Annotated in this window: 19 protein-coding genes and 1 pseudogene; 11 read left to right on the top strand and 9 right to left on the bottom strand. The window is 64.0% G+C overall.

The features are described from left to right. Window positions 1-37: 37 nt before the first annotated feature. Window positions 38-2,131, bottom strand: a complete 2,094-nt coding sequence (gene tkt, locus AB4Y63_RS04550) for a transketolase (protein ID WP_441789854.1) — start codon at window positions 2,129-2,131, stop codon at window positions 38-40. A gap of 274 nt (window positions 2,132-2,405) precedes the next feature. On the opposite strand from tkt, the gene AB4Y63_RS04545 reads away from it, so the two are divergent. Continuing rightward, the gene (locus tag AB4Y63_RS04545; RefSeq protein ID WP_441789853.1) at window positions 2,406-3,326 is read left to right on the top strand and encodes a heme o synthase; all 921 of its coding nucleotides are present in this window, start codon (window positions 2,406-2,408) and stop codon (window positions 3,324-3,326) included. 85 nt (window positions 3,327-3,411) lie between these two features. On the opposite strand, the gene AB4Y63_RS04540 is transcribed toward AB4Y63_RS04545, so the two are convergent. Both AB4Y63_RS04540 and AB4Y63_RS04535 read right to left on the bottom strand, forming a co-directional pair. Beyond that, the gene (locus AB4Y63_RS04540; RefSeq protein WP_441789852.1) at window positions 3,412-4,026 is read right to left on the bottom strand and encodes a hypothetical protein; all 615 of its coding nucleotides are present in this window, start codon (window positions 4,024-4,026) and stop codon (window positions 3,412-3,414) included. A gap of 102 nt (window positions 4,027-4,128) precedes the next feature. Beyond that, a complete protein-coding gene (locus AB4Y63_RS04535; protein ID WP_441789851.1) occupies window positions 4,129-5,073 on the bottom strand; it encodes a COX15/CtaA family protein in 945 nt (314 codons plus the stop codon). 272 nt (window positions 5,074-5,345) lie between these two features. Here AB4Y63_RS04535 and sufB point away from each other — a divergent pair, with 272 nt between their 5' ends. From sufB to AB4Y63_RS04500, 7 genes are all read left to right on the top strand, one after another. Then, entirely contained in the window at window positions 5,346-6,764 is a 1,419-nt protein-coding gene (sufB, locus tag AB4Y63_RS04530; RefSeq protein ID WP_345062602.1) for a Fe-S cluster assembly protein SufB, read from the top strand. Beyond that, a complete protein-coding gene (gene sufD / locus AB4Y63_RS04525; RefSeq protein ID WP_441789850.1) occupies window positions 6,765-7,976 on the top strand; it encodes a Fe-S cluster assembly protein SufD in 1,212 nt (403 codons plus the stop codon). 2 nt (window positions 7,977-7,978) lie between these two features. After that, on the top strand, window positions 7,979-8,305 hold the full coding sequence (locus tag AB4Y63_RS04520; protein WP_441789849.1) for a non-heme iron oxygenase ferredoxin subunit: 327 nt from the start codon (window positions 7,979-7,981) through the stop codon (window positions 8,303-8,305). Between the two features lie 77 nt (window positions 8,306-8,382). Beyond that, complete coding sequence (gene sufC, locus AB4Y63_RS04515; protein ID WP_441789848.1) at window positions 8,383-9,147, top strand: Fe-S cluster assembly ATPase SufC; 765 nt, start codon at window positions 8,383-8,385, stop codon at window positions 9,145-9,147. A gap of 4 nt (window positions 9,148-9,151) precedes the next feature. Beyond that, window positions 9,152-9,481 (top strand): metal-sulfur cluster assembly factor, encoded by a 330-nt coding sequence (locus tag AB4Y63_RS04510; RefSeq protein WP_345062610.1) that lies wholly within the window; start codon window positions 9,152-9,154, stop codon window positions 9,479-9,481. Between the two features lie 221 nt (window positions 9,482-9,702). After that, window positions 9,703-10,332 carry a TetR/AcrR family transcriptional regulator gene (locus AB4Y63_RS04505; RefSeq protein WP_441789847.1) on the top strand — a complete coding sequence of 210 codons (630 nt, stop codon included), beginning with the start codon at window positions 9,703-9,705 and terminating at the stop codon, window positions 10,330-10,332. 106 nt (window positions 10,333-10,438) lie between these two features. Continuing rightward, a complete protein-coding gene (locus AB4Y63_RS04500) occupies window positions 10,439-12,037 on the top strand; it encodes an ABC-F family ATP-binding cassette domain-containing protein (RefSeq protein ID WP_441789846.1) in 1,599 nt (532 codons plus the stop codon). Window positions 12,038-12,106: 69 nt separating this feature from the next. On the opposite strand, the gene AB4Y63_RS04495 is transcribed toward AB4Y63_RS04500, so the two are convergent. From AB4Y63_RS04495 to AB4Y63_RS04485, 3 genes and pseudogenes are all read right to left on the bottom strand, one after another. Then, window positions 12,107-12,949 (bottom strand): SURF1 family cytochrome oxidase biogenesis protein, encoded by an 843-nt coding sequence (locus AB4Y63_RS04495; RefSeq protein ID WP_441789845.1) that lies wholly within the window; start codon window positions 12,947-12,949, stop codon window positions 12,107-12,109. Window positions 12,950-13,065: 116 nt separating this feature from the next. Continuing rightward, window positions 13,066-13,269 (bottom strand): annotated as a pseudogene (locus tag AB4Y63_RS04490) (hypothetical protein); the annotation flags it as partial. Beyond that, window positions 13,269-13,604, bottom strand: a complete 336-nt coding sequence (locus tag AB4Y63_RS04485) for a DUF3099 domain-containing protein (protein WP_441789844.1) — start codon at window positions 13,602-13,604, stop codon at window positions 13,269-13,271. The pseudogene AB4Y63_RS04490 and the gene AB4Y63_RS04485, both read right to left, overlap by 1 nt. Before the next feature lie 138 nt (window positions 13,605-13,742). On the opposite strand from AB4Y63_RS04485, the gene fabG reads away from it, so the two are divergent. Continuing rightward, on the top strand, window positions 13,743-14,453 hold the full coding sequence (gene fabG / locus AB4Y63_RS04480; protein ID WP_441789843.1) for a 3-oxoacyl-ACP reductase FabG: 711 nt from the start codon (window positions 13,743-13,745) through the stop codon (window positions 14,451-14,453). Between the two features lie 98 nt (window positions 14,454-14,551). Here fabG and AB4Y63_RS04475 read toward each other — a convergent pair whose 3' ends face one another. Genes AB4Y63_RS04475 through AB4Y63_RS04465 form a run of 3 tightly spaced genes read right to left on the bottom strand, consistent with a single transcriptional unit; the run spans window position 14,552 to window position 17,396 of the window. Continuing rightward, window positions 14,552-15,490, bottom strand: a complete 939-nt coding sequence (locus AB4Y63_RS04475; RefSeq protein ID WP_441789842.1) for a hypothetical protein — start codon at window positions 15,488-15,490, stop codon at window positions 14,552-14,554. A gap of 17 nt (window positions 15,491-15,507) precedes the next feature. Further along, window positions 15,508-16,155 carry a phosphoserine phosphatase SerB gene (gene serB, locus AB4Y63_RS04470; protein WP_441789841.1) on the bottom strand — a complete coding sequence of 216 codons (648 nt, stop codon included), beginning with the start codon at window positions 16,153-16,155 and terminating at the stop codon, window positions 15,508-15,510. Beyond that, the gene (locus tag AB4Y63_RS04465; RefSeq protein ID WP_441789840.1) at window positions 16,152-17,396 is read right to left on the bottom strand and encodes a glucose-1-phosphate adenylyltransferase; all 1,245 of its coding nucleotides are present in this window, start codon (window positions 17,394-17,396) and stop codon (window positions 16,152-16,154) included. Before AB4Y63_RS04465 ends, serB begins: the two co-directional genes overlap by 4 nt. A gap of 81 nt (window positions 17,397-17,477) precedes the next feature. On the opposite strand from AB4Y63_RS04465, the gene glgA reads away from it, so the two are divergent. Both glgA and AB4Y63_RS04455 read left to right on the top strand, forming a co-directional pair. Further along, window positions 17,478-18,659, top strand: coding sequence for a glycogen synthase (gene glgA, locus AB4Y63_RS04460; RefSeq protein WP_441789839.1), 1,182 nt, complete (start codon window positions 17,478-17,480; stop codon window positions 18,657-18,659). Window positions 18,660-18,742: 83 nt separating this feature from the next. Further along, a complete protein-coding gene (locus AB4Y63_RS04455; RefSeq protein WP_441789838.1) occupies window positions 18,743-19,525 on the top strand; it encodes an ABC transporter ATP-binding protein in 783 nt (260 codons plus the stop codon). Window positions 19,526-19,552 lie beyond the last annotated feature (27 nt).

Genomic DNA, 19,552 nt, shown 5'->3' with positions numbered 1-19,552 from the left:
AAGTGCTGCGCCGTTGAGCGCGAACGGTGAGCGGCGCTCAGTGGGCGGCGAGTGAATCCTTGGCAGCGGCGACCACTGCTTCAGTCGTCATGCCGAATTCGCGGAACAGGGTCTTGTAGTCGGCCGAAGCACCGAAGTGTTCGATCGAGACGGAGCGGCCCTTGTCGCCGACGTAGCTATTCCAGGTCAACGCAATTCCGGCCTCAACCGATACCCGCGCGGTGATCGCAGCCGGAAGAACCGACTCGCGGTACTCGGCGGACTGCTCCTCGAACCACTCGAGGCTCGGGGCGGACACGACGCGGGCGTTGATGCCGTCGGCCTTCAGCGCCTCACGGGCGTCGACGGCCAGCTGAACCTCGGAGCCGGTCGCGATGAGGATGACGTCGGGCGTGCCGTTCGCTGCCTCAGCAAGCACATAGGCGCCCTTGGCCGTGTTCTGGGCCGAGGCGAAGACATCGCCGACGGCGTCGCCGTCGCCACGCTCGAACACCGGAATGTTCTGGCGGGTCAACGCGATGCCGGCCGGGCCGTTGCGGCGCTCGAGGATCGTCTTCCAGGCCCACGCGGTCTCGTTGGCGTCGCCGGGGCGCACCACGTCGAGTCCGGGGATGGCACGGAGCGTCGCGAGCTGCTCGATCGGCTGGTGCGTCGGGCCGTCTTCACCGAGGGCGACGGAGTCGTGGGTCCAGACGAAGATCGACGGCACCTTCATCAGCGCGGCGAGACGCACTGCGGGCCGCATGTAGTCGCTGAAGATCAGGAAGGTTCCGCCGAAGGCGCGGGTGTTGCCGTGCAGGGCGATGCCGTTCAGGATGGCGGCCATCGCGTGTTCGCGGATTCCGAAGTGCAGAACGCGTCCGTACGGGTTGCCGGTCCACTCGTGGGTGGAGTGCTCGCTCGGGATGAACGACGCGCCACCGGCGATCGTGGTGTTGTTCGATTCGGCGAGGTCGGCCGAGCCGCCCCACAGCTCGGGGATAACCGGCCCGAGTGCGTTCAGCACCTTGCCGGAAGCCGCACGGGTCGACACCTCGACGCCACTGGCGAAGACGGGGAGAGCCTCGTCGACGCCGTCGGGCAGGTCGCCGGCGAGAACACGGTCGAGCAAGACCTTGCGGTCGGGGTTTGCGGCGGCCCACGCGTCGAACGCCACGTTCCACTCGGCGTGCTCGGCCGCGCCACGCTCCACCGCCAGGCGGGTGTGAGCGATGACGTCGTCGGCAACCTCGAAGTTCTTCTCCGGGTCGAAACCGAGAACTTCCTTGACTCCGGCGAGTTCTTCGGCACCGAGTGCCGAACCGTGGATCTTGCCGGTGTTCTGCTTCTTCGGGCTCGGCCATCCGATGATGGTCTTCAGGATGATCAGCGACGGCTTGTCGGTGACGGCCTTGGCCGCTTCGATGGCGTCGTTGAGCTCGGCGACATCCTCGATGTATTCGCCGGTCTTCTTCCAGTCGACAACTTGCACGTGCCAGTTGTAGGCCTCGTAGCGGGCATGCACGTCTTCGGTGAAGGCGATGTTCGTGTCGTCTTCGATGGAGATCTGGTTGCTGTCGTAGATCGCAATCAGATTGCCGAGCTGCTGGTGGCCGGCCAGTGAGGAGGCCTCGGCGGTGATGCCCTCCTGCAGGTCGCCATCGCCGGCGATGACGTAGACGAAGTGATCGAACGGGCTGGTGCCGGCTTCGGCCTCAGGGTCGAACAGGCCGCGCTCGAAGCGGGCGGCGTAGGCGAAGCCCACGGCGGAGGCCAGGCCCTGGCCGAGGGGGCCGGTGGTGATCTCGACACCCTTGGTGTGGCCGAATTCGGGGTGACCGGGGGTCAATGAGCCCCAGGTGCGCAGTGCCTTGATGTCATCGAGCTCGAGGCCGTATCCACCGAAGTACAGCTGAACGTACTGCGTCAGCGAGCTGTGGCCGACCGAGAGGATGAAGCGGTCGCGGCCGAGCCAGTCCATGTCGGACGGGTCGCGACGCATGACCTTCTGAAACAGAAGGTAGGCGGCGGGGGCGAGGCTCATGGCGGTGCCAGGATGCCCATTTCCAACCTTCTCAACGGCATCCGCTGCGAGAATTCGCGCCGTGTCTACTGCCTTGTTGTCAATGGAGTCCCACTGGAATGCTGCCACTTGATCTGACCCTTCTGAATGCAATGAGGGCAGGTTGACGTCAACCCGCTCCCTGATAGAGGTGTGCGCGCCCTTTGACGTCATCGGCATCGCTGCGAACTACCAGGGGGCCAGAGCGGCTCCCAGAGGCACGTTCACTGTGAGTTGGGGGAACACTCTCAGTATAGGGAGGGAGGCGGCACGCGTGCAGTGGGCATGCTGCATCCTCGCTGTCAGTCCGACGTCGGCGGGGGATGGCCTAGAATTGATGGGATCGCACAGCGTTAGAGGAGCAATGGACGTCGCCGAAAAGACACGCACCGTAGGCGGGAAGCCCGGCTTCCGTCGAACCCTGCAGGCGTACATCGCCCTGACCAAGCCGCGGGTGATCGAACTGCTTCTCGTGGTCACCGCGCCGACGATGATCCTGGCCGAGCGGGGTATCCCGAACCTCTGGCTGGTTCTTGCGACGTTGATCGGTGGCGCCCTCAGCGCCGGTTCGGCCGGCGCCTTCAACTGTTACATCGACCGCGACATGGACCGCGTGATGAAGCGCACCAAGGGCCGCCCGCTGGTCACCGGTGAGTTGACCGACCGCCAGGCTCTTGTTTTCGCCTGGGTGCTCGGTGCCGCCTCGATCGCCTGGCTCTGGATCTTCACGAACTGGCTCGCCGCAGCGCTCTCGCTCGGCGCGATCCTGCTCTACGTCGTGTTCTACACGCTCATTCTGAAGCGCCGCACGGCACAGAACATCGTCTGGGGCGGAGTAGCGGGCTGCATGCCCGTGCTGATCGGCTGGGCCGCCGTCACCGGCGACCTGTCCTGGCCGCCGTTCATCCTGTTCGCGATCATCTTCCTCTGGACGCCGCCGCACTACTGGCCGCTGTCGATGAAGTACCGCGACGACTACCAGGCGGCCGGCGTGCCGATGCTCGCCGTGGTGCGCGGTCGCACTCAGGTCGGCCTGCAGGTCATCCTCTACGCCTGGGCAACTGTTGCCTGTTCACTGCTGCTCATTCCGATCGCCGACATGGGCTTGCTCTACACGTTCACGGCTCTGGTCGCCGGCGGCTGGTTCATTTACGAGACGCACCGCCTCTACAATTTCGCGATTCGCCACGAGCACGTCTCACCGATGCGCGTGTTCCACGGTTCAATCGCCTATCTGACGCTGGTCTTCGTGGCTGTCGGCGTCGACCCGCTGCTGCCCTTCTAACCGTTCTCGCACCCTGCGTGCGGCGCCGAGTTTGCCTGTTCCGGTCGAGTTTGCCGGGTAGAGCAGGGCAACTCGACCGCAAGTCTCAAACTCGACGAACGAGACGGATGTCGATCTGCTCGCGATCGGCGTGGTGGATGACGACCGTCACGATGCGCCCGTCGATCGCTGCCGTCGTCGCCGAGAACACGGCGGCCGATGCCGACATCGCGTTGACCGAGCGGTTCTGATCTGAGGGATCACGCGTCGAGTCGCCCAGAACCGTCAGCGTTGCGGGGGAGACGTCGGCCGTCTCGATCGCTGCACGTCGTGACTGGCCGTGGTCGATCCATTGGGGCGTGCCGGGTTCGTAGCGTGACTTCTGAAAATTGCTGACCACGTAGTCGAGATGCTGCACCAGCGCGGCATGAATCGGTTCGTCGCGGCGGCCCGTCGAACCGATCACATCGGTGAAGACGAAGCCCCGCAATTCCGTGCCGGGCAACCCGAGCGGTGACTCGGTGAACCTGAAGTCGCCGTTCGCATCCGCGAGCCAGTAGTGGGCCTGCGCTTCCACAGTGATCCCATCGCGGGCAAACCAACTCCAGCCGCGCTCACGCAGCCGGGGCTGCGGAACGAACCCGAACACCGGAGGACCGAATTCGGCCAATCGCGCGGCATCGTCCGGCGGGGGAGATGGGGCGTCGTCGCTCTGCCACATGCCTGCAGAATACTGCGCGGACAGCCTGCTGTCGCCTCCCGGGGCGCCATGAACGCCCGGCACCCGATGGGGCCGTGAGGCGTGATCGGGGGGTGACGTTGGCTAGGCGTTGACCGCTGCGTCCGCAGAGGCCTCAGCTGAAGCAGTCGAAGCTGTCACCGGCTTCTTGAGGTTCAGGATGACGGCGACCATGGCGGCGGCGAGGCAGCAGGCCAGCACCATGTGAATGCCCACGAGGAACGGCGGCAGCCCGCTGCGTGCCTGCCAGAGACCGACGCCGATCTGCACCAATTCGACGGCGAGCAGCGCCACGGTCCAGGTGCGTACCGAGCCCAGCTGCAGCTTGATGGCTGCGATCACCAGAACGAGCGTGAGGGCCAGCGTCAGGTAGGCGGGCCAGCTGTGCACATGCTGCAGAAACTCGGAGTTGAGGTTGTTGCGCGGGGCATCGGCATCGCCGGCGTGCGGTCCGGACCCGGTGGTCAGAATGCCGACGAGGATCGTGAGCCCGATGACGGCGCTGGTCACGTGGGCGAGCAGCGCAAACCAACGGGGAGTGGCCGGAACACGCGGACCGACCGGGGTGTACACCTGGTAGACGAAGGCGGTGCACAGCACGACAAGCACAACCGAAACGATGAAGTGGAATCCGACGACATACGGATTTAGCTGGGTCAACACGCTGATTCCGCCGATGACGGCCTGCGCGGGAATGCCGAGGCCGGCCCAGAGGGTGAGCTTGAAGAGATCAGGGCGTTCCTTGCGGATGCGCAGGATGGCGACGAACGCGACGATGGCCAGCAGGCCGAGCAGGATGCCGAGCACGCGGTTGCCGAACTCGATCACTCCGTGGATGCCCATCTCCGGCGTGTTCACGAAGGATTCGGCCGTGCACCTCGGCCAGGTCGGGCAGCCGAGACCTGAGCTGGTCAACCGCACCAGTCCACCGGTTCCGACCAGCAGAATCTGTGCCGCCAGGTAGACCCAGGCGATCACACGCAGCCGACCATCGACGCGATCGGGCAACCAATTTGTAATCCGCTTCACCGGGAGTCGATCCTGTTCTGTCGTGCGCGTGTGAAAATGCCGAGCAGTCACTCCGAATCCACGGATCAACCTGTAGAATTAGGTGTTTCGTGGATTTCTCGCGCGCTGGCTTCGTTCCAATGGTACGCAGCAAGGAGTGATCCTGAACAATCGTAGGTACGCAACGTAGCCGTCCACGCAACCCGTTCCCTGGCAGGGTCTCCGTCACGGAGGCATGTCTGGGAATGACCGGACTGATATCCGGGTTGTGTTGGATAGGAGAAGAGGTAAGTATGTCGGACGTTCTGCTTGACCGCCCCGAGCTGGAGAGCCTGGGGGTGTACGAGTTCGGCTGGTCCGACTCCGACGCCGCCGGCGCATCCGCTCGCCGAGGCATCTCACCCGAGGTCGTCACCGACATCTCGAACCTGAAGAGCGAACCAGAGTGGATGCTCAAGCGTCGCCTGAAGGCTCTCGAACTGTTCGAGCGCAAGCCGATGCCGACCTGGGGAGCTGACCTGTCGGAGATCGACTTCGACAACATCAAGTACTTCGTTCGTTCGACCGAACGCCAGGCCCAGACCTGGGAAGACCTGCCCGACGACATCAAGAACACCTACGAGAAGCTCGGCATCCCCGAAGCTGAGCGTTCGCGCCTCGTTTCCGGTGTCGCGGCTCAGTACGAGTCCGAAGTGGTCTACCACCAGATCAACGAAGACCTCGCGGCTCAGGGCGTCATCTTCATGGACACCGACACCGCGCTCAAGGAGCACCCGGAGTTCTTCACCGAGTACTTCGGCACCGTCATCCCGTCGGGCGACAACAAGTTCGCCGCGCTCAACACGGCCGTCTGGTCGGGCGGATCATTCGTCTACGTGCCGCCCGGCGTGCACGTCGAGATCCCGCTGCAGGCCTACTTCCGCATCAACACCGAGAACATGGGTCAGTTCGAGCGCACCCTGATCATCGCCGATGAAGGAAGCTACGTTCACTACATCGAGGGCTGCACCGCCCCGATCTACAAGTCGGACTCGCTGCACTCGGCCGTCGTCGAGATCATCGTGAAGAAGAACGCCCGCGTTCGCTACACGACGATCCAGAACTGGTCGAACAACGTCTACAACCTGGTCACGAAGCGTGCGACGGCTGCCGAAGGCGCCACCATGGAGTGGATCGACGGCAACATCGGATCCAAGGTCACCATGAAGTACCCGTCGATCTATCTGATGGGGGAGCACGCCAAGGGCGAGACCCTGTCCGTCGCGTTCGCCGGCCCCGGCCAGCACCAGGATGCCGGCGCCAAGATGATCCACATGGCTCCGTACACGCAGTCCTCGATCGTGTCGAAGTCGATCGCCCGTGGCGGCGGTCGTGCCGGCTACCGCGGCGAGGTGCGCATGGATGCTGCGGCCCACCACTCGGCCAACACCGTGCGTTGCGACGCACTGCTGGTTGACACCAAGTCACGCTCCGACACCTACCCGGCCATCGACATCCGTGTCGACGACGTGCAGCTCGGCCACGAGGCGACAGTGTCGCGCGTGAGCGAAGAGCAGCTCTTCTACCTGATGAGCCGCGGCATGCCGGAAGACGAAGCAATGGCCATGATCGTGCGTGGCTTCATCGAACCCATCGCCCGGGAGCTCCCCATGGAGTACGCCCTCGAACTCAACAAGCTCATCGAAATGGGCATGGAAGGATCCGTCGGTTAAATGTCCGTCGCCTCAACTTCAAACGCATTGCCCACCACCGAACAGCACGGGATCAAGGAGCACTCAGACGGTCGCTTCGGTTTTGTTCCGGTGCAGACTCGCTCTGCCCGGTTCAAGAGCGCCGAGGTCACCGACTTCGAAGCCGTCACCGGCCGTGAAGCCGTCTGGAAGCTCTCCCCGGTCGCCAAGTTCACCGATCTGACCGCCGGCGAGCTTGACGGTTCTGCCTACGAGATCAGCTCGACCGACACGGCCGACGTCGATTCATCTGACATCACTGTCGGCTGGGTCGGCCGCGACGACTCCCGCATCGGCCTCGCCGGACTGCCGGAAGAGCGCGCCTCCGCCAACGCGTGGACCTCCTTCGAGCAGGCTCTGGCCATCACGGTCAGCGGTGAAGACGCCAAGGAGATCACGGTCAGTCGTGCGAACCTCGGTTCAGCCCCGCGTGCCGCCCACACCATCATCGAGGCCAAGCCGTTCAGCCGCGCCGTCGTCATCCTGCAGAACAACGGTGACGCCCGCCTGACCGAGAACGTCGAGATCATCCTCGGCGAATCGGCCAACCTCACGGTTGTCACGCTGCAGGAGTGGAACGACGGCGCAGTGCACCTGGCCAACCACTTCGCATCTGTCGGCCGCGACGCGCGCCTCAAGCACGTCGTCGTCTCCCTCGGCGGCAGCATCGTGCGCGTCAACCCGTCGGTGCACCTGGCCGGTTCCGGCTCGGACATCGATGCGCTGGGTCTCTACTTCGCGGATGCCGGACAGCACCTCGAGCAGCAGGTCTACGTCAACCACGACGCACCGCACAGCCGCAGCCGTGTCACCTACAAGGGTGCACTGCAGGGGCAGGGCGCTCGCACGGTGTGGATCGGCGATGTGCTGATCGGCAACAAGGCGACCGGCACGGACAGCTACGAGCAGAACCGCAACCTGGTGTTGACCGAAGGCACACGTGCCGACTCGATTCCGAACCTGGAGATCGAAACCGGCGACATCCTCGGTGCCGGCCACGCCAGCGCTACCGGTCGATTCGACGACGAACAGCTGTTCTACCTGCAGTCACGCGGAATCAGCGAAGACGAGGCACGTCGCCTCGTCGTGCGCGGCTTCCTCACCGAGATCGTGCAGCAGATCGGCTCCCCGCAGCTTGAAGAACGCCTGCAGATCACCATCGAGGCAGAACTCACCGGAACGGAAGGCGAGTAAACATGGCGTCCATCAAGATCTGTGGTTTCGACGAGCTCGAAGCCAATCAGGCCATCAAGGTCGACATCGACGGCATCCCGATCGCCGTCGTTCGTGATTCAGCCGGAGAGGTCTTCGCCATCGGCGACACCTGCACGCACGGCGACATCTCACTGTCGGAGGGTTTCGTTGAAGACGACACGCTCGAGTGCTGGGCTCACGGCTCGAAGTTCTCGCTACGCACCGGCAAGCCGCTCACCCTCCCGGCCTACGAGCCGGTTCCCGCGTACAAGGTCGAGCTGATCGACGGCGACGTGTACATCGACACCGCCGTCATTCTGGCCGTCTGACCGAAACTGACCTCGCCACCGGGCCAACGCATCCCGTCGCCCAGGCGTTCACACTTACGAAAGAGAAAACGAAATTCATGTCTGTTCTTGAGATCAAAGACCTGCACGTCAGCGTCGAGACCGACCAGGGCACCAAGCAGATCCTGCGCGGTGTCGACCTGAGCATCCAGGAAGGCGAGATTCACGCCGTCATGGGTCCGAACGGTTCGGGCAAGTCCACGCTGGCCTACACGATCGCCGGACACCCGAAGTACCACGTCGAGAGCGGTTCCATCCTGCTCGACGGCGCAGAGGTGCTCACCATGAGCGTCGACGAGCGCGCCCGCGCCGGCCTGTTCCTCGCGATGCAGTACCCGGTCGAGATTCCCGGTGTCTCCGTCACCAACTTCCTGCGCACCGCCAAGACCGCAATCGATGGCGAAGCCCCGGCCATCCGTGGCTGGATCAAGGACGTTCGCGAGTCGATGGCGAACCTGCGCATGGACAAGAGCTTCGCTGAGCGCAACGTCAACGAGGGCTTCTCCGGTGGCGAGAAGAAGCGCAACGAGATCTTGCAGCTCGAACTGCTCAAGCCGAAGTTCGCCGTGCTCGACGAGACCGACTCCGGCCTCGACGTCGACGCGCTGAAGATCGTCTCTGAGGGTGTCAACCGCGCCAAGGCCAACACTGGCCTCGGTCTGCTGCTGATCACCCACTACACGCGCATCCTGCGTTACATCCAGCCCGACTTCGTGCACGTGTTCGTCAACGGACGCATTGCAGAGCAGGGTGGCCCCGAGCTGGCCGACCGCCTCGAAGACGAAGGTTACGATCGCTTTCTGGCACTGCCGAACGTAGGCTAGAAGCATGGTTTCAACACTGAGTCCGGCGCGCTTCGATGAGATCGAAGAAGCGCTGAAAGACGTGATGGATCCCGAGCTCGGCATCAACGTCGTCGACCTCGGACTCATCTATGACCTCGGGTGGGACGACGAGAACGACGCTCTCATCATCCACATGACCCTCACCTCGGCCGGCTGCCCGCTGACCGACGTGCTGGAAGAGCAGACGGCCGAGGCGCTGGACGGCGTCGTCGACCAGTTCCGCATCAACTGGGTGTGGATGCCGCCGTGGGGTCCAGACAAGATCACCGATGACGGCCGCGACATGATGCGCGCGCTCGGCTTCTCGATCTAGTTCTCGTAATCCCAACGCCCGGTCCCTCTCCTGAGGGACCGGGCGTTTTCGCTGTCACGACTCAATCCCGCCGAGGCAATCTCGCCGAGTTTGACACTTGCGGTCGAGACACCCCGGCGTACCAGGGAAACTTGACCGGAACGGTCAAGCTCGGTGCCGCGTGCCATCGCGCGGCCTCACTTGGAATCCGGTTCTACCTACTGGAATGCTACTCTAATGGAGTGACGAAACACGAAACTCCCGCAGAACGACGGCGAACTGAGCGTGCCGGTGAAACCCGGCGCGACATTGTGCGCGCCGCCGGTCGCCTCATGCTGCACCGGGGCTATGTCGCCACGTCGATCGGCGCGATAGCCGCCGAAGCGGATGTCGCGGTGCAGACCATTTACAACTCGGTCGGCAGTAAGGCCGAACTGCTCGCTGCCGTACTCGAGCTGGCTGCAGAGGGACCCGGCACGGAAGACCTTGTTCCGGCGGCGCTGAGGCAACGCGTGGTGGCGTCATCGTCGGCGGCCGAGATTCTGCGGGTCGTTGCTGACTGGTTTCTCGCTGTCAACGAACGCACAGTGAATGTCTTGCTGATGATCAGTCAGGCTGCGGCCGTCGACGGCGATGTCCGAGCGATTGAACGTCGGTCCGTTGCGTCACGCCTTCACACGTTCGGCGAGGTTGCGTCGTCGCTCCGCGCTCTGCGGGGCTTGCGTGGTGGGATGAGCGATCCGGAAGCCGCCGCTGCGATCTGGGCCCTCGGCCATCCGCAGGTCTATCGAATGCTCGTCACCGAGTTCGGCTGGTCGAGCGAGGCTTACCGCGACTGGCTCGAAAAGGCTCTGCGCGGGGCTCTCTCCTAGAGCTCAGAACCTCGATGCGCACGTGGGAGTGCGCGCGGGCAAATATACTAGAGAGTTGGCCCGGTCGGGCCGTCTCTCTTCACTTCTTTCCGAACGGACTATTGCTGTGCTCAGTGTGCAAGATCTCGAAATCCGAGTGGGGGCACGCGTGCTCATGGAAGGCGTGAACTTCCGCGTCTCCAATGGCGACAAGATCGGCCTGGTCGGTCGCAACGGTGCCGGCAAGACCACCTTGACCAAGACCCTCGCCGGTGAGACRCTGCCGACCAAGGGCACGATCGAACGCATCGGCGAGATCGGCTACCTGCCGCAGGACCCGCGCTCCGGCGACCCGGAGATGCTCGCTCGTACGCGCATCCTCGATGCCCGCGGCCTCGGGACCATCGCGCTGGGCATGCATGACTCCAGCCTGCTGATGGGTGACGCGGATGCCTCCGTCAGCTCAGCCGCGATGCGCAAGTACTCCACGCTCACTGACCAGTTCAACGCTCTCGGTGGCTACGCCGCCGAAGCGGAAGCGGCATCGATCGCCAGCAACCTGAGCCTTCCCGACCACATTCTCGACCAGCAGTTGAAGACCCTCTCGGGTGGTCAGCGTCGTCGCATCGAACTGGCCCGCATCTTGTTCTCGGCCGCCGAGACCATGATTCTCGATGAGCCCACCAACCACCTCGACGCCGACTCCGTCGTCTGGCTGCGCGAGCACATCAAGAGCTACCGCGGTGGCTGCATCATCATTAGCCACGACATCGAGCTCGTTGGCGAGTCGGTCAACCGAGTGTTCTATCTCGACGCGAACCGCACCATCATCGACGTCTACAACATGAACTGGAAGAACTACCTGCGCCAGCGTGCCTCCGACGAGGAGCGCCGCCGCAAGGAACGCTCCAACGCCGAGAAGAAGGCGTCGACGCTGCAGCTGCAGGCTGCCAAGTTCGGCGCCAAGGCCAGCAAGGCCGCCGCGGCCCACCAGATGGTGGCACGCGCCGAGAAGCTGCTCGCCGGCCTCGATGACGTGCGCGCCGTCGACCGCGTGGCCAAGCTGCGGTTCCCCGAGCCCGCGCCCTGTGGTCGCACTCCGATCATGGCGACGAACCTGTCGAAGAGCTACGGCTCCCTCGAGATCTTCACCGCCGTCGACCTGGCGATCGACCGCGGCTCCAAGGTCGTCATCCTGGGCCTTAACGGTGCCGGCAAGACGACCCTGCTCCGGATGCTCGCCGGCGTCGACAAGTCAGACACCGGAGAGATCATCCCCGGCCACGGTCTGCGCATCGGCTACTACGCCCAGGAGCACGAGACCATCGACGTGAAGCGCTCGGTGCTCGAGAACATGGTCTCGTCGTCGCCGAACATCACCGAGATGGAAGCCCGGCGCGTGCTGGGCTCGTTCCTGTTCACCGGTGACGACTCGACCAAGCTGGCCGGCGTGCTCTCCGGTGGTGAGAAGACGCGACTCGCACTGGCGATGATCGTGGTCTCCGGCGCCAACGTGTTGCTTCTCGATGAGCCCACGAACAACCTCGACCCGGCCAGCCGCGAAGAGATCCTCGACGCACTGGCCAACTACAGCGGAGCTGTCGTTCTGGTCAGCCACGATGAGGGAGCAGTGGAGGCGCTGAACCCCGAGCGCGTGCTCATCCTCCCCGATGGCGTCGAGGACCACTGGAACCGGGACTACCTGGATCTGATCACGCTGGCGTAGTCAGGCGCTTCAGAGTGAAGAAAGCGGCGGTCCCGAATCAATCGGGACCGCCGCTTTCTTCGTTATCCGTCAGTGTGAGGAGCCCAGCAGCTCGTCTTCGACTTCTGCGTCACTTCGCGGCTTCGCGGCCTTTCGCCGGGCACGCTCTTCGGCGCGCTTCTGCTCTTCGGGGTCTTCCGAGTTCACGTTGCGGTACTCCTCACGCACCGCCCAACCGAGCCCGAGGAAGGCGAGCACTCCGAAGACAAACCATTGGAAGGCATACGAGAGGTGGGGGCCTTCGTCGGCCGGGGGCCGAACCACTGCCGTCGGTCGGGTGTCCGGGGCCGGGTCTTCCGAGGCCATCAGGCCGTAGGCGCCGGTATAGGTCGGGGTGTCCAAGCGCTTCGCGATGTCGTTGAGGTTGATCGTCGCAACTTGATTGCCGCTCGCGGAGCGACCCACCAAGTTCGGCTCTCCCGCCTTCAGACGGGCCACAACCGTCACCTCGCCAGTCGGCGCAGCAGGAACGGCGTCGGGAGCGTCTTGCTTCGAGCCCGTCGTCAGCCAGCCGCGATCGACGATGAAGACCGTGCCATCAGCCAGCTGCAGTGGAGTCAACACCTCAAACCCCGGCATGCCGTTCAACGGCCGGTTGCGGGCGAGCATTTCGTCTTCGGCCAGGTAGGTTCCGGTGAGGGTGACCGGGAGCCACTTCTGCGAGTCTGTGAACGCGTCAAGAGTCGGGAGCGCCTCGGTGACGGGGATGGGTGCGGAATCCCAGTTTGCGTTGACCTTTGCGATCTCGGCCAATGCTTCTTCGCGACGGGCAACCTGCCACATGCCGAGACCAGCACACGCCGCGGCGAACAGAATGGCGATCGCCAGATAGCCGGCCCAGCGGCGACTGAACGCGAACTTCCACCCGGTCATCGGGCATCCGCCGTGGTGTCGGTAGCAACCGCGGATTCGGTGACGGACTGGGCGGGAGGAGTGATCACTGAATCAGCTGTCTGGTCGAGGTGTGACTCATCTGACGCCTGGTCGACGAGGAGGGAAACGGAGAGGGGAAAGTCGCGGGTCGCGAGAAAATCGCGGAGGTAGTCGACGTGCTCGGCACAGGCGAGCCAGGTCTTGGTGCGGTCTGCAGCGTGGATGCGCGGATTGCGCCAGTCCAGCCGCCAGATTGCGTCGTCGCGGCAGCCTGCGCGTGAGCAGGTCGGAGAATCGAGCGGGGTGCTGAGCCCGATCATCAAGCGTCCTTCTGCTGGTCGGTACCAGGCGTTTCGTCTGACGGGCCTGTCGGCTTCGCGTCGGGGGTGAATGGCTCCGGACGATAAACCTGAACGCCGCCGGGGCGCATCACCTGGGAACCGCTGGGATCGGCGTGCACATTGGCGATAACAACGGCGATGTAGGGCAGAACGATGGCCCCGATGGCGCAGACGACGAGCCACCAGCCCTGTACGAACAGCATCAGAAGGATGCAGACGACACGAATACCCATCGTGATCGAATATTTGATCATTCGATTGCGTCGTTCCGCCTCGGGGGAGAGGGGGAGGGAGGTGATCGATTGCTGTTTCATGGAGGCTGTCGCTTCGGTGAGCCGGTGGGAGTTGTGCTAACTCCAGCCTACGTCTCGCTGGGCTGCGTGGACGACGCTCTAAGCTTGATTTCACGTATGCGCGGCAGCAATCGGCCGGGCGAGAGATTGGATCAGTGCATGACAACGGCTCGTACAGTGCTTGTTACCGGTGGCAACCGCGGAATCGGTTTCGCCATCGCCGAAGAGTTTCTGGCGCAGGGCCACCGGGTCGCGGTGACCGCGCGCAGCGGCGCCGGCCCGGAGGGAAGCCTCACCGTGCGTGCCGACGTGACGGACGCCGCATCCATCGATGCCGCGTTCACCGAGATTGAGGCTGCGTACGGCCCCGTTGAGGTTGTCGTCGCCAACGCCGGCATCACCCGCGACACCCTGCTGATGCGCATGTCCGAGGACGACTTCACCTCGGTCATCGACACCAACCTGAGCGGTGCCTTCCGCGTCGTCAAGCGCGCGTCGAAGGGGATGCTCAAGGCTCGTTTCGGTCGCATCGTGCTGATCTCGAGCGTCGTCGGCTTGTACGGCTCCGCCGGCCAGGTCAACTATTCGGCGTCCAAGAGCGGACTCGTCGGCCTCGCTCGCTCGGTGACCCGCGAGCTCGGCTCGCGCGGAATCACCGCGAACGTCGTCGCGCCCGGTTTCATCGAAACAGACATGACGGCCGAGCTGCCCGAGGCGCAGCAGGCCGAGTACAAGCGCAACATCCCGGCCGGTCGCTTTGCCAGCCCGACCGAGGTTGCCCGTGTGGTCACCTGGATTGCCGGCGATGACGCGGGGTACATCTCGGGTGCGGTCATCCCCGTTGACGGTGGCCTGGGGATGGGCCACTAACCCTTTCACCCTTCGCGCCATCTGGGCGTGGGGAACCCGGTTGGGCGTGCGATAAAGCCCACGCCCAGCGGGATTCCCCACGCCCGGGTCGAAGGTAGCTAGAAGTTGACCCGATCGCCCAGCGTGGTGAGGTCTGCGTCGAGAGTGATTGGCAACGCCTCAATGCCGGTGCGCGTGAGAAGGTCGGCTGCGTGAGTGCGTGAGCAACCGATGATCGTGCTGTCGAAATCGATCTCACTGATCAGAAACCACGAATGGTCGTCGGGCCAGAGCATTGTCGGCGTCGGGGGAGAGCTGATCTCTGACGGGCGGACCCACGGCGCCCGATGTGGCCAACTGATGTCGGTGAACTCTGCGCGGCCAACCCGGAAGAGGATGTAGTCCCGGTTGGGCGCTGCGAGGCGCGGGCCGGATGCTGCTTCTGCGGAAAGCAAGCCGGTTCCGGGCGCCGAGTCTGACCACGAAATGGTGTTCGGGGTCCCAACCGCGGCGTCATCGTCTGGACGTTCTGCTGCGTCATCGTCGCTGAGGCCCAATCCGACGTCGGCGTATCCGGTGGAACTCGTCAAACCACCGAACCCCTCCCAAATGGCTGCAATTCCGTGACCGGTCGCTCGGGAGCCGGCGGTCAACGCCGAGACGATCGACGCCAACTCCTCAACGGGCAGCCGACCCACCGACGGATCGGTGTATCGCCAGCCCGCAGCGTCGACACGCAGCACGTTGCTTCCGTATTCTCGACCGAGGATCCGGTGGGACTGGGCGAGCGGGTGCATTGTCGTGCCGAAGGCTGCAGCAGTCTCGGCCCAGGTGGCCGATTCAACGTCGGTCTCGATCTCGTAAAACGTTCCCCGACCGAAATCAGTTTCAATCTGTGCCCACTCGTGGCCCAGAACACGGTCCCTCGTCATCGGATGGAACACACGCAGATAAGCCTCGAATCCCGACGGGATGAAGCTTCGCAACCCCGGCCATCCGGCAGGCGTGGTGCGCAACTTCAGCCAATCTCCGCTGCTGACCTCCGCCGTCCACTCCATGAAGCTGCCAGTCGGCTCTAGCCGCGCAGGCCGAGAAGCGGCAGCACCTGGCTGAGGTCGCAGACGTCGATCACAACATCCGCCTCCTCTTTCACCCGCGGCTTGGCGTTGAACGCCACGGAGAGTCCGGCCACGGCCATCATCTCGAGGTCGTTCGCGCCGTCGCCCACGGCGACGGTCTGGCGGATGTCCACCTGGTCGGCTGCAGCCCACTCGCGGAGTGCCTCGGCCTTGGCCGCGGCATCGATGATCGGTCCGACGAGACCGCCGGTGAGACGCCCGTCGACCACTTCGAGCCGGTTGGCACGCCAGTGATCGAGCCCGAGCGTGTCGGCCAGGGGGTCGAGCAGCTCATGGAATCCGCCGGAGACGACTCCGACCCGGCTGCCGTGCGCGTGGATGCCGGCGATCAGGTCATGCACGCCCGGTGTCGGCCGGATCAGTCGGCCGACCTCGGCGAACACGCTGGTCGGCAAGCCGGCGAGGGTCTTCACGCGCTCGCGCAAGCTGTCGGCGAAGTCGAGTTCACCGCGCATTGCGCGTTCGGTGACGTCAGCCACCAACTCCCGTGACCCTGCAGCATCCGCTAAAAGCTCAATAACCTCGTCTTCGATCAAGGTGGAATCTGCGTCTAGAACTATCAAAAAACGGTTTGAAACGGTCACGGTTGAACGTGCACTCCCTTGCCAACGACGGTAATACCTGTATCAGTCACACTAAATCCTCGAGCGAGGTCTCGATCACGGCTCACCCCGACGCCCGCCCCGGCTGAGACCACCACGTCCTTGTCGAGGATGGCGCGGCGAACGGTAGCGCCCGGCTGCACGTGCACGCGTTCGAACAGAATCGAATCGACGACCTTGGCGCCCGACTCGACGGTTGCCCATGGTCCGAGCACGCTGCGCTCGAGGTGAGCACCGGAGATGACGCTGCCGAGGGAGACGATCGAATCGATGGTCGTGCCGATCGCACCGGCGGCATCCCGCACGAACTTCGCCGGGGGAGAGTTGAGCTGCTGGCTGAAGATGGGCCAGTCGCGGTTGTAAAGGTTGAAGATCGGCAGAGTGGAAATCAGATCCTGGTGGGCTTCGAAGAATGACTCGATGGTTCCCACGTCACGCCAGTAGTAGCGGTCGCGCGTCGTCGAACCGGGAACAGCATTGTTCTTCAGGTCGTAGACGCCGGCTGTTCCCCGCGAGACGAAATCGGGAATGATGTCGCCACCCATGTCGTGGCTGGAGTCGGGGCGGTCGCCGTCGCGCAGCACCGCGTCGATGAGCGCGTCGGTGTTGAACACGTAGTTGCCCATTGACGCGAGCACCTCGTGCGGAGCATCGGCCAGGCCAACCGCATCCTTCGGCTTCTCGATGAATGCCGTGATCCGGTCCGGAGTGTCGGCCGAAACGCTGATCACACCGAATTGGTCGGCGAGGCCGATCGGTTGCCGGATCGCGGCAACTGTGGCCTCCGCGCCAGAGGCGATGTGAGCGTCAATCATCTGGCTGAAGTCCATCCGATACACGTGGTCGGCGCCGACCACCACGACGAAGTCGGGCTTCTCGTCGTGGATCAGGTTGAGACTCTGCAGAATTGCGTCGGCGGAACCGCTGAACCACCGCTTGCCCAGCCGTTGCTGCGCGGGCACGGACGCGATGTAGGAGTTGAAGAGTCCGCCGGAGACATGCCAGGTCTGGGAAACGTGACGGTCGAGGCTGTGCGACTTGTACTGCGTCAGCACAACGACCTGCGTCACACCCGAGTTGATCAGGTTCGACAGCGCGAAGTCGATCAGCCGATAATGCCCGCCGAAGGGAACCGCGGGCTTGGCCCGGTCTTCGGTTAAAGGCATCAGGCGCTTGCCTTCGCCGCCCGCGAGAACGATTCCAAAGATCTTCGTGGCCTTCATGTCTTTACAGTACGGCCATTCCGGCGGGCGGAACCAGAGGATGAAGCAGTGTTAACCACACCGTTGCGCTAGCTTTGCTGCATGCGAGTGGATCTGATGACCAAGGAGTACCCGCCGGAGGTCTACGGCGGCGCCGGGGTGCACGTCGCAGAGCTCGTTCGAGCCCTGCGCGCCGACATCGATGTCACCGTGCGATGTTTCGGTGAAGCACGCTCGGCCCCGCAAACAATTGCCTATCCGGTGCCCGCTGAATTGATGGATGCGAACGCCTCGTTGGCCACGCTCGGCGTCGATCTCCAGATGGCCAACGACGCACACGGCGCCGATCTCGTGCACTCCCACACCTGGTACGCCAACGGCGCCGGCCACCTGGCCCAGCTCCTGCACGGGATTCCGCATGTCGTCACCGCGCACAGCCTCGAGCCCCTCCGTCCCTGGAAAGCCGAGCAACTCGGCGGGGGATACCGAGTCTCAAGCTGGATTGAGAAGTCGGCCTTCGAAGCCGCCGATGCCGTCATCGCCGTCAGCGGCGGGATGGCCCGCGACATCCTGCGCAGCTACCCGGCACTCGATCCCGCCCGGGTGCACGTGGTGTACAACGGCATCGACATTGAACGGTGGAAGCCCAACCCCGACAGCGCGCTGGTCCGCAGCCTCGGTATCGACCCCGATCGCCCGTCAGTGGTGTTCGTCGGGCGAATCACCCGTCAGAAGGGCCTGCCGTATTTGTTGCGCGCCGTGGCGCTGCTGCCCGAAGACGTTCAGATCGTGCTGTGTGCCGGTGCCCCCGACACCCCCGGGATCATGACCGAGGTCACCGCCGGAGTCGAGGCGCTGCAACGCGAACGCGACGGCGTGATCTGGATTGACCGGCTGCTCCCGCAGCATGAGCTCTCTGCCGTGCTGACCGCCGGCACCCTCTTCGTCTGCCCGTCGATCTACGAACCGCTGGGAATCGTGAATCTCGAGGCAATGGCCTGCGGGCTGCCTGTGGTCGGCACCGCAACCGGCGGGATTCCTGAGGTCGTCGCCGATGGGGTGACCGGACGCCTTGTGCCGATCGAACAGGTGGATGACGGAACGGGAACACCGACAGATCCCGATCGATTCGTGGCGGATCTCGCGCGCGTGATGGCCGAGGTCCTCGCCGACCCCGATCGGGCCGCCGAGATGGGCCGGGCCGGACGAGTGCGGGCAGAGCGCGAGTTCAGCTGGCATCACATCGCCGCACGCACCCGCGAGATTTACGCGACCCTGCTCTGATCGGGGAAGCGGGGCGGTCGACGCTGTCTCGCAGGCAGACGGATGCGTGCCCCGGGCATCCGCACGCCAGATAACATGGCTACATGGTCAACGTTCTTCAATTCACTGACGTATCCGTCGTTCGAGGTGGCAACACCATTCTCGACACCGTGAACTGGAGTGTTGACGACGATCAGCGCTGGGTCATCCTGGGGCCCAACGGCGCCGGGAAAACCACGACGCTGCAGATCGCCGCAGCAATCGCCTACCCGACAACGGGACAGGCCGAAGTTCTCGAAGAGCCGCTCGGCGGAACCGATGTCTTCGAGTTGCGCCCGCGGATCGGCTTCGCGTCAACGGCGATGGCCCGCAAGATTCCCGGCGCCGAGAAAGTCATCGACGTCGTCATGACCGCCGCCTACTCGGTGACGGGTCGCTGGAACGAAGAGTACGAAGAGATCGACGAGCGTCGCGCCCAGCGCGTGCTGAGCGAATGGCGCCTCGACCACCTGGCCGACCGCAAGTTCGGCACGCTGAGTGACGGCGAGCAGAAGCGGGTTCAGATTGCGCGCGCAGTGATGACCGACCCCGAAATTCTGTTGCTCGATGAGCCGGCGGCCAGCCTCGACCTTGGCGCCCGCGAAGAATTGCTCCAGCTGCTCGGCGGCTACGCCAGCGAGACCAGCTCACCGGCCATCATCATGGTCACCCACCACGTCGAAGAGATCCCCCGGGGCTTCACTCACGTTCTGTTGCTGGCCGGTGGAAAGATCGTCAAGGCGGGCCCTCTCGCTGAGGCGCTCACCTCCGAATCACTGACCGAGACTTTCGGTCTGCGGATCGAACTCACCGAAACAGACGGCCGCTACAACGCCCGCGCAGTCTAAACTCAGTGAGACGGAAACTGATCTAGT

Origin of the sequence: Leifsonia sp. YAF41 (assembly GCF_052113185.1) — a bacterium.
GTDB lineage: Bacteria > Actinomycetota > Actinomycetes > Actinomycetales > Microbacteriaceae > Cryobacterium.
The sequence above is the reverse complement of the archived record's forward strand: the minus strand, read 5'-3'. Positions and strand labels throughout refer to the sequence as shown.